At 66.9% G+C, this 16653-nt stretch carries 13 protein-coding genes; 6 read left to right on the top strand and 7 right to left on the bottom strand.

The annotated features are described in order from the left end of the window. On the bottom strand, positions 1–2076 hold the full coding sequence (locus NGK62_RS28190; protein WP_251881418.1) for a hydantoinase/oxoprolinase family protein: 2076 nt from the start codon (positions 2074–2076) through the stop codon (positions 1–3). 124 nt (positions 2077–2200) lie between these two features. Continuing rightward, entirely contained in the window at positions 2201–3145 is a 945-nt protein-coding gene (locus NGK62_RS28195; protein WP_251881419.1) for a LysR family transcriptional regulator, read from the bottom strand. Positions 3146–3275: 130 nt separating this feature from the next. On the opposite strand from NGK62_RS28195, the gene NGK62_RS28200 reads away from it, so the two are divergent. Then, on the top strand, positions 3276–4247 hold the full coding sequence (locus NGK62_RS28200; RefSeq protein WP_054453494.1) for a Bug family tripartite tricarboxylate transporter substrate binding protein: 972 nt from the start codon (positions 3276–3278) through the stop codon (positions 4245–4247). A gap of 39 nt (positions 4248–4286) precedes the next feature. On the opposite strand, the gene NGK62_RS28205 is transcribed toward NGK62_RS28200, so the two are convergent. The 4 genes from NGK62_RS28205 to NGK62_RS28220 form a co-directional block, all read right to left on the bottom strand. Further along, positions 4287–4652, bottom strand: coding sequence for a DUF4148 domain-containing protein (locus tag NGK62_RS28205; protein WP_251881422.1), 366 nt, complete (start codon positions 4650–4652; stop codon positions 4287–4289). Positions 4653–4723: 71 nt separating this feature from the next. Then, a complete protein-coding gene (locus NGK62_RS28210; protein WP_059371857.1) occupies positions 4724–6073 on the bottom strand; it encodes a heavy metal sensor histidine kinase in 1350 nt (449 codons plus the stop codon). After that, positions 6073–6762: a heavy metal response regulator transcription factor gene (locus NGK62_RS28215; protein ID WP_054453490.1), complete on the bottom strand. Its 690-nt coding sequence runs from the start codon at positions 6760–6762 to the stop codon at positions 6073–6075. Before NGK62_RS28215 ends, NGK62_RS28210 begins: the two co-directional genes overlap by 1 nt. A 153-nt stretch (positions 6763–6915) precedes the next feature. Further along, on the bottom strand, positions 6916–7257 hold the full coding sequence (locus tag NGK62_RS28220; protein WP_251881423.1) for a DUF4148 domain-containing protein: 342 nt from the start codon (positions 7255–7257) through the stop codon (positions 6916–6918). Between the two features lie 227 nt (positions 7258–7484). On the opposite strand from NGK62_RS28220, the gene NGK62_RS28225 reads away from it, so the two are divergent. The 5 genes from NGK62_RS28225 to NGK62_RS28245 are packed head-to-tail and all read left to right on the top strand — an operon-like array spanning position 7485 to position 15658. Then, entirely contained in the window at positions 7485–8747 is a 1263-nt protein-coding gene (locus tag NGK62_RS28225) for a TolC family protein (RefSeq protein ID WP_251881425.1), read from the top strand. A gap of 14 nt (positions 8748–8761) precedes the next feature. Beyond that, positions 8762–9946, top strand: a complete 1185-nt coding sequence (locus NGK62_RS28230; RefSeq protein WP_251881427.1) for an efflux RND transporter periplasmic adaptor subunit — start codon at positions 8762–8764, stop codon at positions 9944–9946. 13 nt (positions 9947–9959) lie between these two features. Continuing rightward, positions 9960–13136 carry a CusA/CzcA family heavy metal efflux RND transporter gene (locus NGK62_RS28235; protein WP_251881429.1) on the top strand — a complete coding sequence of 1059 codons (3177 nt, stop codon included), beginning with the start codon at positions 9960–9962 and terminating at the stop codon, positions 13134–13136. Positions 13137–13151: 15 nt separating this feature from the next. After that, positions 13152–14177, top strand: coding sequence for a glycosyltransferase family 2 protein (locus tag NGK62_RS28240; RefSeq protein WP_251881430.1), 1026 nt, complete (start codon positions 13152–13154; stop codon positions 14175–14177). Beyond that, positions 14168–15658 carry an ArnT family glycosyltransferase gene (locus NGK62_RS28245; protein WP_251881431.1) on the top strand — a complete coding sequence of 497 codons (1491 nt, stop codon included), beginning with the start codon at positions 14168–14170 and terminating at the stop codon, positions 15656–15658. Before NGK62_RS28240 ends, NGK62_RS28245 begins: the two co-directional genes overlap by 10 nt. On the opposite strand, the gene NGK62_RS28250 is transcribed toward NGK62_RS28245, so the two are convergent. Beyond that, a partial coding sequence (locus tag NGK62_RS28250) for an autotransporter outer membrane beta-barrel domain-containing protein (protein WP_251881432.1) occupies positions 15646–16653 on the bottom strand: 1008 nt, incomplete at its 5' end. The genes NGK62_RS28245 and NGK62_RS28250 overlap by 13 nt on opposite strands.

Consider the following 16653-nt stretch of genomic DNA (forward strand, 5'->3'; position numbering starts at 1 on the left):
TTAGCTGTTGAGGTTGACGACGAGGTTGCCGTATTCGTCGGCGCGCGCCTGCTGGCCCGGCAGCACGACGGTGGTCGAGCTCATTTCCTCGATCACGGCCGGCCCGTCCAGGGGCACGCCCACCGGCAGCAGGGCGCGGCGCAGGATGGGCGTGTCCACCCAGCCCTCCCCTTCGAAGTACACGTTGCGGCGTTCCTTCAAGGCGCCGGCCACGCTTTCGCCGCCTTGCACGCGGGCCAGGGGCGCGCGCGGCACTAGGCCGGTGGCGCGCACGCGGCAATTGACGATCTCCACCGGACGGCCGGCGGCGTCATAGCCATACTCGCGCACGTGCGCCGCGCTGAATGCCGCCACGAACGCATCCAGCGGCATCAGTTGCATGCCGTCCAGCGGCACGGCGATCTCGAAGTTCTGGCCCTGGTAGCGTGCGTCGATCACGGCGGACAGGCGCTGCTCCGAGTCGCCCACGCCTTCGCTGGACAGCCAGGCGCGCGCCTTGCCGGCCAGGGCTTCCAGCGCCTGCCGCACGGCGGTCCAGCCGTTCGCGGTGGCGTGCGCCATCAGCGTCTGCACGAAGTCCATGGAAATGTCGGACAGCAGGATGCCGCGCGCGCACATGGTGCCGGGTTCTTGCGGGATCAGCAGGGTGCCGATGCCGCAATCGCGTGCCAGTTCGGCGGCATGCAGGCCGCCCGCGCCGCCAAAGGCGCAGAGGGCAAACTTGCGGATGTCGTGACCCCGTTCGGTGGAGACCGCGCGCACCGCACGCGCCATGTTGGAGTTGGCGATGCGCAGAATGCCGTAGGCGGCTTCCTCCACGCTCAGCCCCAGCGGGCGGGCGATCTGCGCCTCCAGCGCCTCGCGCGCCTGGCGCGCATGCACGGCCATGCGGCCTTCCAACAGCGCGACCGGGTTCAGTCGGCCCAGCACGACGTGGGCGTCGGTGATGGTCACGACCTGGCCGCCGCGGTTGTAGGCGATGGGACCAGGGACCGCGCCCGCGCTCTGCGGGCCGACCTTCAGCGCGCCCGCGTCGTCGATGCGCGCGATGCTGCCTCCGCCCGCGCCGATGACGTGCACGTCCACCATCTGGGTCTTGACCGGATAGTCGGCCACCAGGCGGCTGGAGGTGAACAGCGGCCGCAGCTCGGCCACCAGCGACACGTCGGTGCTGGTGCCGCCCACGTCGAAGGTGATCAGGTTGGGCAGGCCCGCCACGCGGCCGAGTTCGGTGGCGCCGATCACGCCAGCGGCCGGGCCCGACACGCAGGTGCGCACCGGCGCCGTCAGCACCGATTCCACGGACATCAGGCCGCCGTTGGAATGCACCGTGGTCGGCTCGGCCGCCACGCCCATGGCGCGTACCGAACTGACCAGGCTGCGCATGTAGCCGGCCATGCGCGGGCCGACATAGGCGTTGAGCGCAGTGGTGGACATGCGCTCGTACTCGCGGAACTCCGGCAGAATTTCGCTGGAAACGCTCAGGTAGACGCCCGGCAGGTGCTCGGCCAGGATGTCGCGGGTGCGGCGTTCGTGCGCATCGTTGCGGTAGCTGTGCATGAAGCAGATGGCGACCGATTCGACGCGGGCTGCGGCCAGCTCGCGCGCCACTGCCACCACCTCGTCTTCGTCCAGCGCCTGCAGCACCGAACCATCCGCGCCGACGCGTTCAGTCACTTCGAAGCGCCACTCGCGCGGCGCCAGCGGCTGCGGCTTGGTGACGTTGTAGTCGTAGAGATGGGGGCGTGTCTGCCGGCCGATCTCCAGCACGTCGCGAAAGCCGCGCGTGGTGACCAGCGCGCAGCGCGAACCCCTGCGCTCGATGACCATGTTGGTGGCCACCGTGGTGCCGTGGCCCACGTGCGCGAGTTCGGAGCCGGCGATCTCGTGTTCGCGGATCAGATGGGCCAGGCCCGTCTGGATGGCCTCGGCCGGATCGTGCGGCGTGGAGGGCACCTTGAAATAGTGCAGTTCACCGGAGTGCTCGGCAAGTAGGGTGAAATCGGTGAACGTGCCGCCTACGTCGAAGCCGACGCGAAAACGGCGGGCGCCCGGGGCGGATGCTGTCTGGGTCACGCTGGTCTCCAGGATGCTGGCGCACAAGGCGCCGGGAGTGGGATGACCAGAATGCTATTGATGCACCATCATTCGGTCCAATCAAAGATTGGTATCAGTGATTATCACTGGCGTGAATGATTTATCAGTACGGATGGGACTCCGCCGGCTGCGCCTGGTCGAACACCATCCCCTGCGCCTGGCAAACCTTCAGGATTTCCTCGCGCAGCCAGCGATGCGCCGGAATGTTGTCCGAGCGTTCGTGCCAGATCAGGTTGACGGTTCGCTGCGCGAAGGGAAAGGGCGCCTCGACGGCTTCCAGTAGATGGCTGTAGGGACTGTTGCGCACGGTGTTCAGGGGCACCACGCAGATCAGGTCGGTTTCGGCCAGCAAGCGCGGCGCCAGCGCGAACTGGTTGATGGTGAGCACCACATTGCGCTTGTAGCCGTGGGGCGCGAGTTCATGGTCGATCAGGGTCGGCGTGCCCAGCAGGCTGACCATCAGGTGCCGCGCGCGCAGGAAGCTGTCCAGCGTGAAGCGCGGCTGCGCCAGCAGCGGATGCCCTTTGCGCATGGCGCAGACGTAGGTCAGCGTTTCCAGCGGCAGGGTGCGCAGGGACGAACCGAAGTTCGAATACACGCCCGCCGCCATGTCGACTTCGCCTTTTTCCAGCAACACGCCGGCGTTGTCCAGCGAGTAGGGATGCAGATGGATGCGGACATTGGGCGCCACCGTCTGCTGCTCCACGAACAGCGGCCGGATGACCTGATCCGCCACGTAGTCGGACATGGCCATGCGGAACACGGCCTCGGAGCGCGCCGGATCGAAATCGTTGCGTTCCAGTGTGTCGGCGATGCGGGCCAGCGCGTCGCGGATCGGGGGCCACAGGAGTTCGGCGCGCTGCGTGGGCAGCACGCCGCCCTGTATCTTCACGAACAGCGGGTCCTTCAAAGTCAGGCGCAGCCGGTTGATGGCATTGCTGACTGCGGGCTGCGTCATGTGCAGCGCAGAGGCCGCACGCGTGACGTTGCGTTCGGTCATGACCGCATCAAAGATGCGTAGCAGGTTCAAGTCCATCGAGGTCAGCATCGCAGTCTCAGGTGATTATCAACATTGGTGATAGAGATCTATTTTAATTGTTGATTAGCCATATAACGCGGGACCGCTTAATCTTCCCCCGGTGCAAGCGCAGTCGATACACCACGAGGGGAAATCATTGATGGTCAAGCATCTGAAAACTCTGGCCGCTGCCTGTCTGGCGGCCGGGATCGCCGCGCCCGCGATGGCCGCGGACGCCTATCCCAGCAAGCCGATCACGATCGTCCTGCCCTACGCAACGGGCGGGTCGGCCGACATGCTGGCGCGCTTCGCCGCGCAAGCCCTGCAGACCGAGCTGGGCAAGCCCGCCATCGTCGAGGCCAAGCCGGGCGCGGGCGGCGTGCTGGGTACCGAGTTCGTCTCGCGCGCCGAGCCGGACGGCTACACGCTGGCGCTGACCGCCAGCGGCACCATGGCCGTCAATCCCTACGTCTACAAGCTGCGCTACAAGCCGCTGGAAGACTTCAAGCAGATCACGGTGCTGGTCGACCTGCCTTTCGTGGTGGTCACGAACAATGAATTCCCCGCCAAGAACCTCAAGGAATTCATCGACTACGGCCGCAAGAACCCGAACAAGATCACCTTCGGCAATGCCGGCCTGGGCACCCAGCAGCACCTGACCCAGCTCATGTTCGCGCGTGCCGCCGGCATGCAGGTCAACATCGTGCCCTACAAGGGCAGCAGCCCGGCCATGAACGATTTGCTGGGCGGCCATATCGATGCCGTGCTGGACAACACGGGTGTACAAACGCCCTTCATCAAGGCCGGCAAGGTGCGGCCCTTGTTCGTCACCAATCCGGAACGCGTGGCGGCCTTGCCCGATGTGCCCACCGCGCCAGAAGCCGGCTTGCCCGGGTTCTCCGCGGTCGCCTGGTTCGGCCTGGCCGCGCCCAAGGGCACGCCGGACGAGATTGTCGACAAGATCCAGCAGGCCCTGGCGCGCGAGTTCGCCAAGCCGGAAATGAAGCAACGCCTGCTGGACCTGGCGATGATCCCGCGCGTGTCGACGCCGGCTGAAACCACGGCGCGCGTAAAGAGCGATTTGGAAACCTTCGGCAAGATCGCCAAAGAGGTCGATCTCAAGCCGATGTGACCTCCGGGCGCGCGGCATTGTGCCGCGCGTTTGCAGGGCCTATTGCCTGCGGTTCTCGATCTCCAGCTGCTGCAGGTATTCCGCGCCCGTGCGCATCCTCACATATTCGGCGTGGCGCTGGCGGTACTTGAGGCTGAAGACATCGGGTTTCTGCGACCCGCGGTAGAGATCTGCCATGCCCGAGCGCTTCCACAGCGCCAGATCGGCGCGCACTTGCGCGCGGGTCTTGGACGCGGCGGCGGGCGGGGACGGCGGGTAATCCAGGTCGCCATAGGTGACGAGGCCGGCGTTCTTTGCCTGCGCCAACTCGAGCTTGACCTGTTCACGGGTCATCGGCTCGGCCTGGACGGCCGGGGCCGCGACGGCGACGGAAACGGCGAGGATCAACAGGGTCAGACGGTTCATATTTTCTCCATGCTTCGAGGGGCGTGGAGAAATTCTAGGCAAGGGGCGCCGACAGAATCCGGGCAGGCGGATTAGGTTTCTGTAATGTCGGCCGCCGCGATGCTGAAGCCTATGGTGGTGGTCCGGTTGGCCGACCTGGCGTAGCTGCGGCCGCCGTGCATGCGCGCGATCGCGGCGACGATAGCCAATCCCAGCCCATGATGGTTGGCATCGAACTCGCGCGCGCTGTCGCTGCGGTAGAAGCGGTAGAAAAGCCGCGGCAGATGTTCTTCCGGTATCGGTTCGCCCGCGTTGCGCACCGAGATCAGGATTTCGCCAGCGCTGCCGGGCTTGATCTCGACCTCGATCACGCTGTCCGGAGCGGCATAGCGTACGGCGTTCGAGACCAGGTTCGACACGGCGCGCTGAAACAGGGTGCGATCGACCTGCGCCGACGCATCGCCTACCACCGCGATATCGACCCCCGCGTCCAGAGCCTCGGCCTCGTGGTACTGCGTCACCTCCTGGACGATGGCGGCCAGGCTGGCTTGCCAGCTGCCTCGCGCCTGCGCGCCGCGGTCGGCCTGCGACAGGAACAGCATGTCGTTGACGATGCTGGAGAGGCGCTGCAGTTCTTCCAGGTTGGAACCCAATGTTTCGCGCAAGGCCTGCGGCGACGGGCGCGTGCTCAGCGCCAGCTCGGTCTCGCCGATCAGCGTTGCCAGCGGCGTGCGCATCTCGTGGGCTACGTCGGCGTTGAATCCCTCCATCTGCACGTAGGCGCGCTCCAGCCGCTGCAGCACCGCGTTGAACTGGCGCACCAGGGGCCGGATCTCGCAGGGTTGGCCGCTTTCGTCCAGCCGTTCGCCGATGCGGTCTGGAGACAGTTGCGCGGCCTGCTTGCCCAGTGCATCCAGTGGCGCCAGTCCTCTGCGCACCAGCAGGGTTCCGACCGCCGCCACGACGATGGCGCCGGCCAGGGCGCAGGCGAACAGGGTCCAGGCCAGCGCCTTGCGCAGGAGGATATCGCTGGAGATGTCCAGCACCAGCTCGGCGTTCATGGCGTCGCCGGGCCCGCCGGGGAAGGGCAGCGTGAAGGCGATGCGTCGCTCATGCGTGAAGTCGTTGTCGCCGGCGATGGGGCTGCCGTAATAGACCTTTTCGCCGTCGATCTCCAGCACCAGCGAGAAGTCGGGGCGGCCATAGAAGAAGTCGCTGAGCTTGTGGCGCAGGCGGGTGGAGTCCTGGCTGGCGGCGTTTTCCTCGACCAGGTGCCGTACGACTTCGACCTTCTGCTGCAGCAGCGCTTCCTGGCGGCTGGCCAGGTTGAGGTTGGTCGCGTAATAGACCGCCACGCATACCAGGCCGAGCGCAATGAAGGTCTGGATCGCCAGCCAGCGCGACAGCCAGCGGTGCAGCGATTTGGGGCGCTGCCCGGGCATCAGTCGCTCCGCGGTTCGAGCACGTAGCCCATGCCGCGCACGGTGTGCAGCAGTTTCTTGTCGAAGGGTTCGTCGACCTTTCCGCGCAGGCGGCGGATCGCGACTTCAACCACGTTGGTGTTGCTGTTGAAGTTGATGTCCCACACCTGTTCGGCCAGTTCCAGTCGCGACAGGACTTCGCCCTGCTTGCGCATCAGCAGGGCCAGCAGGGTGAATTCCTTGGCGGTCAGGTCCAGCCGCACCCCGTCGCGGCTGGCGCGCCGGCGCAGCAGGTCCAGTTCCAGCCCGTCGATGCGCAGCACGTTCTGGGCAATGGTCTCGGTCTGGCCGTGGCCGCTGCGTCGGCCCAGCGCCAGCACGCGAGCCAGCAGTTCCGACAGGGCGAAAGGCTTGGCCAGGTAGTCGTCGGCGCCGTCGCGCAGGCCCTTGACCCGGTCTTCGAGCTTATCGCGCGCGGTCAGCATCAGGACCGGGACGCGGCTGGTCTTGCGGATCTCGGCCAGCACCGAAAAGCCGTCCATGGCGGGCAGCATCACGTCCAGCAGGACTAGGTCGTACTGGCTTTCACGCACCAGATGCAGTCCGGTGACGCCGTCCTGGGCCACATCGACCACGTAGTTGTGTTCGGTCAGCGCTCGCCGCAAGTACTCGGCGAGTTTTTTTTCGTCTTCGATTACGAGTACTTTCATGTCAGCGGAAATAAAAAGAGTGCGCGGAAGTCCTCGGATGCTGCGTCTATTCTAGGCGGAATCGTTCTGCGGGAATAAACGCAAACAGGGCGGCCCAGCCGCCCTGTGCAGCGCTGGCGGGCACGCGGAGCGCGTGCGCCACGGGCCCGGCGCTCAGCCCGGGGTGTAGATCTCGTCCAGGCGGGCGCGTTCGGCCGGCGTCATGGCTTCCAGCTCCGCCATGGCATCGGCGCGGGTGCGGGAGGTGCCTTGCTTGGCCCAGCCCGGCTTGGCGGCGTTCAGATTGGTCAGGAACCACTGCTTAGGGTCGGACTTGGCCACGGCCAGTTCGGTCTTTACTTCGTCGCGCGTCTTGCCGCTGGCGGCGTGATCCGGCGCGATGGCGTAGCCGATCTCGGTGTTGGTCTGGTGCCAGGTGCTGTATGCGCTGGCGGCAAAGGGAAGGGCCAGGGCGGAACCCAGGGCGAGGACAGCGGAAATGGTTTTGATCTTCATGGATATCTCCCAGGTTGAGCGCGGCGCCGGTCGCGGTGTTGCGTCAGGCGCATACACGCTGTTTGTGTAGCGACGGTGACACTCTACGGACCCATGCCCGTCAATTCGCCGACGCCCTGATTACGTTTTCGTAAGGCCGCGAACCTTACGGAAATGTCATTTTTCTGTCGCTCGATTGACGAACCCGCCTGGATACATTGCCGGCTCGCCCTTTTCTTGGTTGAACCATGCATGTATCCGTCCTGCCGCTGACCCTGGCGGCCCTGATGATTGCCGCGTCTGCTTCTGCGTCCGCCCAGGACGCGGCCGCGGCCCGAATGCCTGCGCCGGCGCAGCAGAGCCAGAATGGCGGCGTGCTGACGCTGGAGCGCGCCCTGGCCGCGGCGCTCGAGCGCAATCCCGGATTTTCCGCGGCGAAGAATGAGGCCGCGGCGAGCGAGGGCCTGCTCAAGCAGGCGGGCGTGCTGCCCAACCCTTCCATCGACGTGAGCGTGGACGACACGCAATCGGCCACGCGCACCACTACCGCCATGTTGAACGTCCCGCTGGAAACCGGCGGTAAGCGCGCCGCGCGGGTCAAGGCGGCGGGGCTGTCCAGGGACCTGGCGCGCCAGGGCGTGGCGGACACTCGGGCCGGCCTGCGGGCGGCGGTCATTGCGGCCTACTTCGACGTGGCGGTGGCGCAGGAGTCCGTGCGCGTGACGCGCGGCACCGTGGATATCGCCAGCGGCGCCTTGCGGCTGGCGGAGAGGCGCGTGGCCGCCGGCAAGGCGCCGCCGCTGGAGGGCAGCAAGGCCCAGGTCGCCCTGGCCAATGCGCGCATCGAGGCGCGCGCGGCCGAGGCTGCGCTGCTGGGCGCGCGCCGCAAGCTCGGCTTGCTCTGGGGCGAACCGGAGCCGGCCTTTGCCAGCGTGGGCGCGGATCTGAACGCACTGCCGGAACGGGCGTCGATAGACGAGCTGCGGGCAGGCCTGGCCGCATCGCCCAGGATGCGGGGCGGCAAGCTTGCCGTCGACCTGGGGCAGGCGCAGCTGGAGGTCGAGAAGAGCAAGCGCTATCCCGACATTACGCTGAGCGCTGGCGTGGCCCGCGACAACGAAGCGGGCCGCGACAAGGCCCAGCTCGGCGTGTCCATTCCGCTGCCGATCTTCGACCGCAACCAGGGCAATGTCTACGCCGCCACCATGCAGGCCTACAAGGCACAGGACCAGTACCGCGAGCTGGAGTCCGGCCTGATGGGAGAGCTGCTGCAGGCCGTGACCCGTTTCGATCTGGCGGCGGGCTCCGCGCGCGAGTACCGCAGCGCGGTCCTGCCTGGCGCCACCCGGGCCTATGAAGCTGCGCGCAAAGGCTTCGAGGCGGGGAAGTTCGGCTTTCTGGAAGTGCTGGACGCGCAGCGCACCCTCTCCGACGGAAACATTGCCTACCTGACGGTGCTGGCATCCGTGTACCAGGCTTCCGCGGATATCGACCGCATTCTTGGACGTTGAAACGAGCATAAGAAATGGCAAAGCACAAGAACAAGCAACCCCCCAAGATGTGGACCGCGGCCGGCCTGTGCGCGGCGCTGCTGTTGGCGCCCCTGTATCCGGCGCAGGCGGCGGGCGAAGCCGACCACGGTCATGCCGAGACGGAACAAGGCGCGGAGGCGCCGCAGGAACAGGAAAAAATCGCGCTCACGCCCGAGCAGGTCGCGGTGGCCGGCATCAAGTCCGAGGTTGCCGCGCCTGCCGCGCTGGCGACATCGGTGCAGTTCCCCGGCGAGATCAAGTTCAATGCGGACCGGACCGCGCACGTGGTGCCGCGCATGGCCGGCGTGGTGCAAAGCGTATCGGCGGACCTGGGCCAGCAGGTCAAGAAGGGTGAGCTGCTCGCCGTCCTGTCCAGCTCCGCGCTGTCCGAGCTGCGCAGCGAATGGCTGGCGGCGGCCAAGCGGCGCGACCTGGCCGCCCAGACCCACAGGCGCGAACGGCGCCTGTGGCAGGAAAAGGTGTCCGCCGAACAGGACTACCAGGCGGCGCGCACCGCGCTGCAGGAGGCGGAAATCGCCGTGCAGAACGCGGAGCAGAAGCTGCGCACCGTGGGCGCCGAGCCGCGCTCCAAGGACCTGGGCAGCCTGGAGATCCGCGCGCCCTTTGACGGCGTGGTGGTGGAGAAGCACATCGCGCTGGGCGAGGCCTTGCCCGACAACGCCAGCATCTTCACCTTGTCGGACCTGCGCACCGTCTGGGCCGAATTCGTGATCGCGCCCAAGGATCTGCAGGATGTACGCGTAGGCGAAGCGGCCAGCGTGAGCTCCGCCGCCTTCGCCGGCAAGGCCGAGGGCACGGTGTCGTACATCGGCTCGCTGCTGGGGCAGCAGACGCGTACGGCCACCGCGCGCGTCACGTTGGAGAATCCGGACATGGCCTGGCGTCCAGGGCTTTTCGTTTCCGTCGACGTGGTCACGCGGATGTCGGACGCCGCGGTGACGGTGGCATCCGACGCGGTCCAGACCATCGACAACGAGCCTGCCGTGTTCGTGGAGGTGCCTGGCGGCTTTGTGGTGCAGCCGGTGAAGCTGGGCAAGGCTTCGAACGACCGGGTCGAGGTGCTGTCGGGGCTTGCCCCCGGCACGCGTTATGCGGTCGAGAACACCTTCGTCCTCAAGTCGGAGCTGGGCAAGGCCGGCGCCGAGCACGCACACTGAGGCGGAGCGGAACATGTTTGAACGTTTGATCCGTTTCGCCATCGAGCAGCGCTGGCTGGTGCTGTTCGTCACCCTGGGCATGGCCGCCATCGGCGTCTACAACTATTCCCGGCTCGCCATCGATGCGGTGCCGGACATCACCAACGTCCAGGTCCAGATCAATGCCGGCGCGCCGGGGTATTCGCCGCTGGAAACCGAACAGCGCGTCACCTATCCGATAGAGACGGTGATGGCCGGCCTGCCGGGGCTGCAGCAGACGCGTTCGGTGTCGCGCTACGGCCTGTCGCAGGTGACGGTCATCTTCAAGGACGGCACCGACATCTATTTCGCCCGCCAACTGGTGAACCAGCGCCTGCAGGAAGCGAAGGAGAACCTGCCCGAGGGCGTGACGCCCATGATGGGGCCGATATCCTCGGGCCTGGGCGAGATCTACCTGTGGACGGTGGAGGCGCAGGACGACGCGAGGAAGCCGGATGGCTCGCCCTACACCCCCACGGACCTGCGCGAGATCCAGGACTGGATCATCAAGCCGCAGCTGCGCAACATTCCAGGCGTCACGGAGATCAATGCCATCGGCGGCTACGCCAAGGAATACCAGGTGGCGCCCAGCACCGAGAAGCTGGCCTCCTACGGACTGGCGCTGACCGACATCATGGCCGCGCTGGACAGGAACAACGCCAACATCGGCGCAGGCTACATCGAACGCAAGGGCGAGCAGTACCTGATCCGGGCGCCCGGGCAGGTCCGGTCCATGGACGACATCCGCGACGTGGTGCTGGCATCCGTGGAGGGCCAGGCGATCCGGATACGCGACGTGGCCGAGGTGTCCATCGGACGCGAGCTGCGCACGGGGGCTGCCACCAGCAACGGCGAGGAAGTGGTGCTGGGCACCGTGTTCATGCTGTTGGGCGAGAACAGCCGCTCGGTGTCCCAAGCGGTGTCCGTCAAGCTGGAGGCTATCAACAAGTCCTTGCCGGCTGGCGTGCAGGCAGTGACGGTCTACGACCGCACCACCCTGATCGACAAGGCCATCGCCACCGTCAAGAAGAACCTGCTGGAAGGCGCGGCGCTGGTCATTGTCATCCTGTTCGTGTTCCTGGGGAACATCCGCGCGGCGTTGATCACGGCGATGATCATCCCGCTGTCCATGCTGTTCACCTTTACCGGCATGGTGACCTACAAGGTCAGCGCCAATCTGATGAGCCTGGGCGCGCTGGACTTCGGCATCATCGTCGACGGCGCAGTGGTCATCGTGGAGAACTGCGTGCGGCGCCTGAGCCACGCGCGGGCGCACCATGGCAGGCCGCTCACGCGCAGCGAACGCTTCCACGAGGTGTTCGCGGCCGCGCGCGAGGCCCGCAGGCCGTTGCTGTTCGGCCAGTTGATCATCATGGTCGTGTACCTGCCGATCTTCGCCCTGACCGGGGTGGAGGGGCGCATGTTCCATCCCATGGCGCTGACCGTGGTGCTGGCGCTGCTGGGGGCGATGATCCTGTCCGTGACCTTCGTGCCCGCCGCCGTGGCGCTGTTCATGGGGAACAACGTCTCTGAAAAGGAGAATCGCCTGATGGCCTGGGCCAAGCGCCGCTACGAGCCCCTGCTCGACGTGGCGCTGCGCCGTACGCCGCTGATCCTGGCGGGAGCAACCGTCTTCGTAGTGTTGAGCGGGGTGCTGGCGGCGCGCATGGGCAGCGAGTTCATCCCCAACCTGAACGAAGGCGACATGGCGATCCAGGCATTGCGGATCCCCGGCACCAGCCTGACGCAGTCCGTCGAGATGCAGAAGCAGCTGGAGACCCGGTTGAAGCAGAAGTTCCCGGAGATCGAGCGCGTGTTCGCCCGCACCGGCACAGCCGAGATCGCGTCCGATGCCATGCCGCCCAGCATTTCCGATGGCTACATCATGCTCAAGCCGATGGACCAGTGGCCCAGCCCCAGGAAGACCCGCGCCGAGCTGTTGGCGGCGATCCAGAAGGAAGCCGACCAGGTTCCCGGCAACAACTACGAGTTCTCCCAGCCCATCCAGCTACGCTTCAATGAGCTGATCTCGGGCGTGCGCAGCGACGTAGCGGTCAAGGTGTTCGGCGATGACAACGACGTGCTGAACCGTACGGCGGCGGAGATCGCCGAGGTCTTGCAGACGATACCGGGCGCCTCGGAAGTGAAGGTCGAGCAGACCACTGGGCTGCCGATGTTGACCGTCAACATCGACCGCGCCCGGGCCGCGCGCTACGGGCTGAGCATGGCGGATGTCCAGGACACCCTGGCCATCGCCGTGGGCGGCCGCGAGGCGGGAACCTTCTTCCAGGGCGACCGGCGCTTCGACATCGTGGTGCGCCTGCCCGAGGCCGTGCGCGAGAACCTGTCCGCATTGAAGAAGCTGCCCATAGCCCTGCCCAAACAGGACGGGCAGGCGCAGGCCGCCTACATCCCTCTGAGCGAGGTCGCCACCTTCGACCTGGCGCCGGGCCCCAACCAGATCTCGCGCGAGGACGGCAAGCGCCGCATCGTGGTCAGCGCCAACGTGCGCGGCCGCGACCTGGGCTCGTTCGTGTCGGAGGCCACTGCCGCCATCGGGCAAAAGGTGCAGGTGCCCGCGGGCTACTGGACCTCCTGGGGCGGCACCTTCGAGCAACTGCAGTCCGCTGCCAAGCGCCTGCAGATCGTGGTGCCGGCGGCGCTGGTGCTGGTGTTCGCGCTGCTGTTCGCGATGTTCGGCAACGTCAAGGACGGGCTGCTGGTGTTCACCGGCATCCCCTTCGCGCTGACGGGCGGCGTGATCGCCTTGTGGATGCGCGGCATCCCCCTGTCCATCACCGCGGCGGTGGGCTTCATCGCGCTGTGCGGGGTGGCGGTGCTGAACGGCCTGGTGATGCTGTCGTTCATCAGCGGCCTGCGCGTAGAGGGCAAGTCCGTGGCCGAGGCCGTGCGCATCGGGGCGCTGACGCGGCTGCGTCCGGTGCTGATGACGGCGCTGGTGGCCTCGCTGGGCTTCGTGCCGATGGCGATCGCCACCGGCACGGGCGCCGAGGTCCAGCGCCCGCTGGCCACCGTGGTGATCGGCGGCATCATTTCTTCCACCATCCTCACGCTGCTGGTGCTGCCGGCCCTTTACCGCCTGGCGCACAGGAACGACGACGCCGACGAACTCGAGCTATCGAAGCCGCCGCTTGCGCGGGAGCAGGCCTGATAGAGAGGCGATCCGATGAATGCCAGACCCGATATCGATATCGCTGTGTTGGGCGCGGTCAGCCCGATACAGTTGTCCGTCATCATTCCGTTCCTCAACGAGAGGGAGGTGCTGCCCGCCTGCCACGAGCGCCTGCGGCGGGTATTGAATACGCTGGGGCTGTCCTACGAGATCGTGTTCGTGGATGACGGCAGCAGCGACGGCAGCGCCGAATACCTGCAGACGCTGCTGCGCGAGGAACGCGGCATCAAGCTGGTCAGGCTGAGCCGGAACTTCGGCAAGGAGGCCGCGATGACGGCGGGGATCGAACATGCGGCCGGTGCCGCCGTCATCCTGCTGGACGCGGATCTGCAGGATCCGCCCGAGGCCATCCCCGCCATGGTCCGCGCCTGGAAAGAGGGCGCCGACGTCGTCAGCATGCGGCGCCGCAGCCGCGCGGGGGAAAGCGTGCTGAAGCGGCTTTCCGCCTACGCCTATTACCGCTTGTTGAGCCGGCTGAGCAAGGCCGCGATCCCGCCCGATACCGGCGATTTCCGGTTGATGAGCCGGCGCGCGGTGACGGCGCTGATGCAGCTGCCCGAACGTTGCCGCTACATGAAGGGCCTGTACGCCTGGGTGGGCATGCCGACGCGCATCATCGACTACGACCGCGAGCCCCGCGCCGCCGGCACCACCAAATGGAGCTACCTGGCGCTGTTCCGCCTGGCCATGGAAGGCATCACCTCGTTTTCCACCGCGCCCCTGCGTTGGGCGACGGGGCTTGGCGCGGTCGCCGCCTTGGGCGGCGCAGTGTTCGGCGCCGCCATCATCTTCAAGACCTTGATGTTCGGCGATGACGTCGCAGGCTATCCCTCGCTGATGGCGATGATGACCTTCATGGGCGGCGTGCAGCTCATCACCATCGGCCTGTTGGGTGAATACGTGGGCAAGACCTATATGGAAAGCAAGCAGCGGCCGGTCTATCTGGTGCGCGACGTGCAGCACAGCGGACCCGCGGATAGCGCGGCATGCGGCCATGGGGGGGATGCCGCGTGCAACTGAGCGCCCGGACCATGGCCGCCGCCCTGGCGGCGATACTGGGCGTGCGCCTCTTGGCGATGGTCCTGGTGCCATTCGCCGACACGTCCGAGCCGCGCTATGCGGAGATCGCCAGGCTGATGGCGGAAACGGGCGACTGGATCACGCCCTGGTTCGCGCCGGGCGTGCCGTTCTGGGGCAAGCCCCCGCTGGGATTCTGGGCCGAGGCGCTGTCGATCCGGCTGCTGGGGCTGAGCGAATTCAGCATCAGATTCCCATCGCTGCTGGCCACGGCGGCGACGCTCGCCATTCTTTATGCGCTGGGCCGCCGCCTGTACTCGGTGCAGGCGGCCCGCTGGACCGTGCTGGCCTATGCTTCCATGTTCCTGCCCCTGGTCGCGGCCGGGGCGGTGCTGACCGATCCGTTCCTGGCCCTGGGCGTCACGCTGAGCATGGCGTCATTCATCCTGTCGCGCGGGCCAGCGGCGGGGCGATGGCGCTACGGCTTCTTTTTGGGGCTGGCGATCGGCCTGTTGTCCAAAGGACCACTGGCCGTAGTGCTGGTGGCGGGCGCCATCGTGCCCTGGATGCTGTGGCACCGGAACGTCCGGACCAGCCTGTGGCGCCTGCCATGGGCGGCGGGAAGCGTGATGTTGGCGGCGCTGGTGCTGCCTTGGTACGTGGCGGCGGAGCTCAAGACGCCGGGCTTCATCCAGTACTTCATCGTTGGCGAGCATTTCTTGCGCTTCGTGGATCCGGGCTGGAGCGGAGACCTCTACGGCTCGGCGCACAGCAGGCGCTACGGCGCCATCTGGCTGGACGGCATCGTGGCATCGCTGCCCTGGGGCGTGTTCGGCGTCTGGCTGCTTGCGCGCCGCTGGCGCGGGCCGGCGCGGCGGGCAGGGAGATGGCTGCGCCGGCCGCGCTGGACCTACCTGTTGGCCTGGGGCGCGGCTACGCCGCTCTTCTTCACCCTGTCGGGCAATATCTTGTGGACCTACGCGCTGCCGGCCTTGCCGCCGCTGGCCTTGGCGATAGGCGCGTGCCTGAGCCGCGCTCGCACTGCGGCGCCAGCCCGCGTTGCGACGGCCTGCATGGCGTTGGGGCCGATTGCGGTGATCGTCTTCTGTGGCTTACAGCTGGCCAATCCGGAACGGCTGAAAACGGAAAAAACCCTGATTGCCCGGGCCGATGCGCTGATGACTGCCGGCGAAACGCTTTATTTCGTCGACAGCCTGCCGTTCTCGGCGCGCTTTTACTCGCGGGGCGCGGCTGGGCGGGTGTCTCTGGACGGCGTAACCGCGTTGCTGCCGCCGCGCGGCGGCAGAGTGTTGCTGGCGGTGGAGAAATCGGACGTGCGGCGGCTGCGCGAGCAGACGGGGGCAGCGCTGGCGCCCGTCTATTCGAGCCGGCGCTACACCTTGTTGATGGCCGGCTCCGCCGCTCAGCCCCAGGCTGGATCGGCGCAGGGTGAGGCAGGCAGGGCAGGAGGCTACCAGCGATAGTCCGCCCTCAGCGTGCCGCCGTAGCCGCGCTGATCGCCGCTGCCGAGCTTGCCAAAGATGTGCCCGGACAGCCGCAAGGCATTGCCGAGCCGGCCCTCCGCGCCCTGCTTCAATTCGAACGCATTGCGCGCGGATGCCGCATTCAGCGTGCTGTCTCCCATGCGCACGGATGCTCTGCCGCCATCGCGCCGCCAGTTTGCTTCGAGAAACGGGTGCAACGCCGCTGTTGCCGCGCCGGCCGCGGTGCGCGGATACAGGCGCACGCCCACGCGGCTGTTCCAGGTCTTGTCTTTGTCGTTTTGCATCAGAGTGCCTTGCAGCGTGGCGTCGCGGGCCTGATAACGGTCATAGACCAGTTGCGCGGCCGACTCCACCACCAGCCCGCCCAGCGGCGAGCCGGCAGGGAAGGGCATCAGCGCGTAACCCGACTCCAGGGAGGCCGACCACAGGTCCGAGCGATACCGTGCCGTGCCGAGCTCGCTGCTGATCTGGTTGGAATAGCGTCCATATTGCATCCAGACGTCGGCGTAGGCTCCCAGGCGTGTGGCATCGTTCGAGTAGTAGGTGAGGTATGCGCCGGCAGCATGGCCGGAAACCTTGCCGCGGGCCCGTACCTGCATCGATGAGAGAGCGCCAGGCAGTCTCAGCGACGAGGTGGAGCGGATGCGCGCGTCGCCATAGCCGCCCATCAGCCCAGCGTACATGGCTGCGGCCTGGCCCGCCGGCATGCGCAGCAGGTCTGCTCCAAGTTGCAGGACCGCGGCGTCGGTGTCGATGTCGACTCGGCCTTCAGCCATGCGCAGGCCGCTGTCGTGGCGGCCGCTGATCCGGGTCCACAACCGGCGCTCCCCCATGTCCTGCTGTTCGCTGGCTTCGTCGGAAGCCCGGTCGTGCAGGCCGTGGGCGAACAATTGCATGCTGGCGAGCAGATTTCCGGCATAGGCGCCGCTTTCCGGCGACACGTTCCTGGCGTTGGGCGGGGGAGGCGGCAATAC

It is taken from the genome of Achromobacter sp. Marseille-Q4954, assembly GCF_943737025.1.
Lineage (GTDB): Bacteria > Pseudomonadota > Gammaproteobacteria > Burkholderiales > Burkholderiaceae_B > Achromobacter > Achromobacter bronchisepticus_A.

Bases quoted from the DNA above. Each gene is read 5' to 3' on its own strand.
- NGK62_RS28195 (WP_251881419.1), bottom strand. From the start codon at position 3,145: ATGCTGACCTCGATGGACTTGAACCTGCTACGCATCTTTGATGCGGTC.
- NGK62_RS28200 (WP_054453494.1), top strand. From the start codon at position 3,276: ATGGTCAAGCATCTGAAAACTCTGGCCGCTGCCTGTCTGGCGGCCGGG.
- NGK62_RS28205 (WP_251881422.1), bottom strand. From the start codon at position 4,652: ATGAACCGTCTGACCCTGTTGATCCTCGCCGTTTCCGTCGCCGTCGCG.
- NGK62_RS28210 (WP_059371857.1), bottom strand. From the start codon at position 6,073: ATGCCCGGGCAGCGCCCCAAATCGCTGCACCGCTGGCTGTCGCGCTGG.
- NGK62_RS28215 (WP_054453490.1), bottom strand. From the start codon at position 6,762: ATGAAAGTACTCGTAATCGAAGACGAAAAAAAACTCGCCGAGTACTTG.
- NGK62_RS28220 (WP_251881423.1), bottom strand. From the start codon at position 7,257: ATGAAGATCAAAACCATTTCCGCTGTCCTCGCCCTGGGTTCCGCCCTG.
- NGK62_RS28225 (WP_251881425.1), top strand. From the start codon at position 7,485: ATGCATGTATCCGTCCTGCCGCTGACCCTGGCGGCCCTGATGATTGCC.
- NGK62_RS28230 (WP_251881427.1), top strand. From the start codon at position 8,762: ATGGCAAAGCACAAGAACAAGCAACCCCCCAAGATGTGGACCGCGGCC.
- NGK62_RS28235 (WP_251881429.1), top strand. From the start codon at position 9,960: ATGTTTGAACGTTTGATCCGTTTCGCCATCGAGCAGCGCTGGCTGGTG.
- NGK62_RS28240 (WP_251881430.1), top strand. From the start codon at position 13,152: ATGAATGCCAGACCCGATATCGATATCGCTGTGTTGGGCGCGGTCAGC.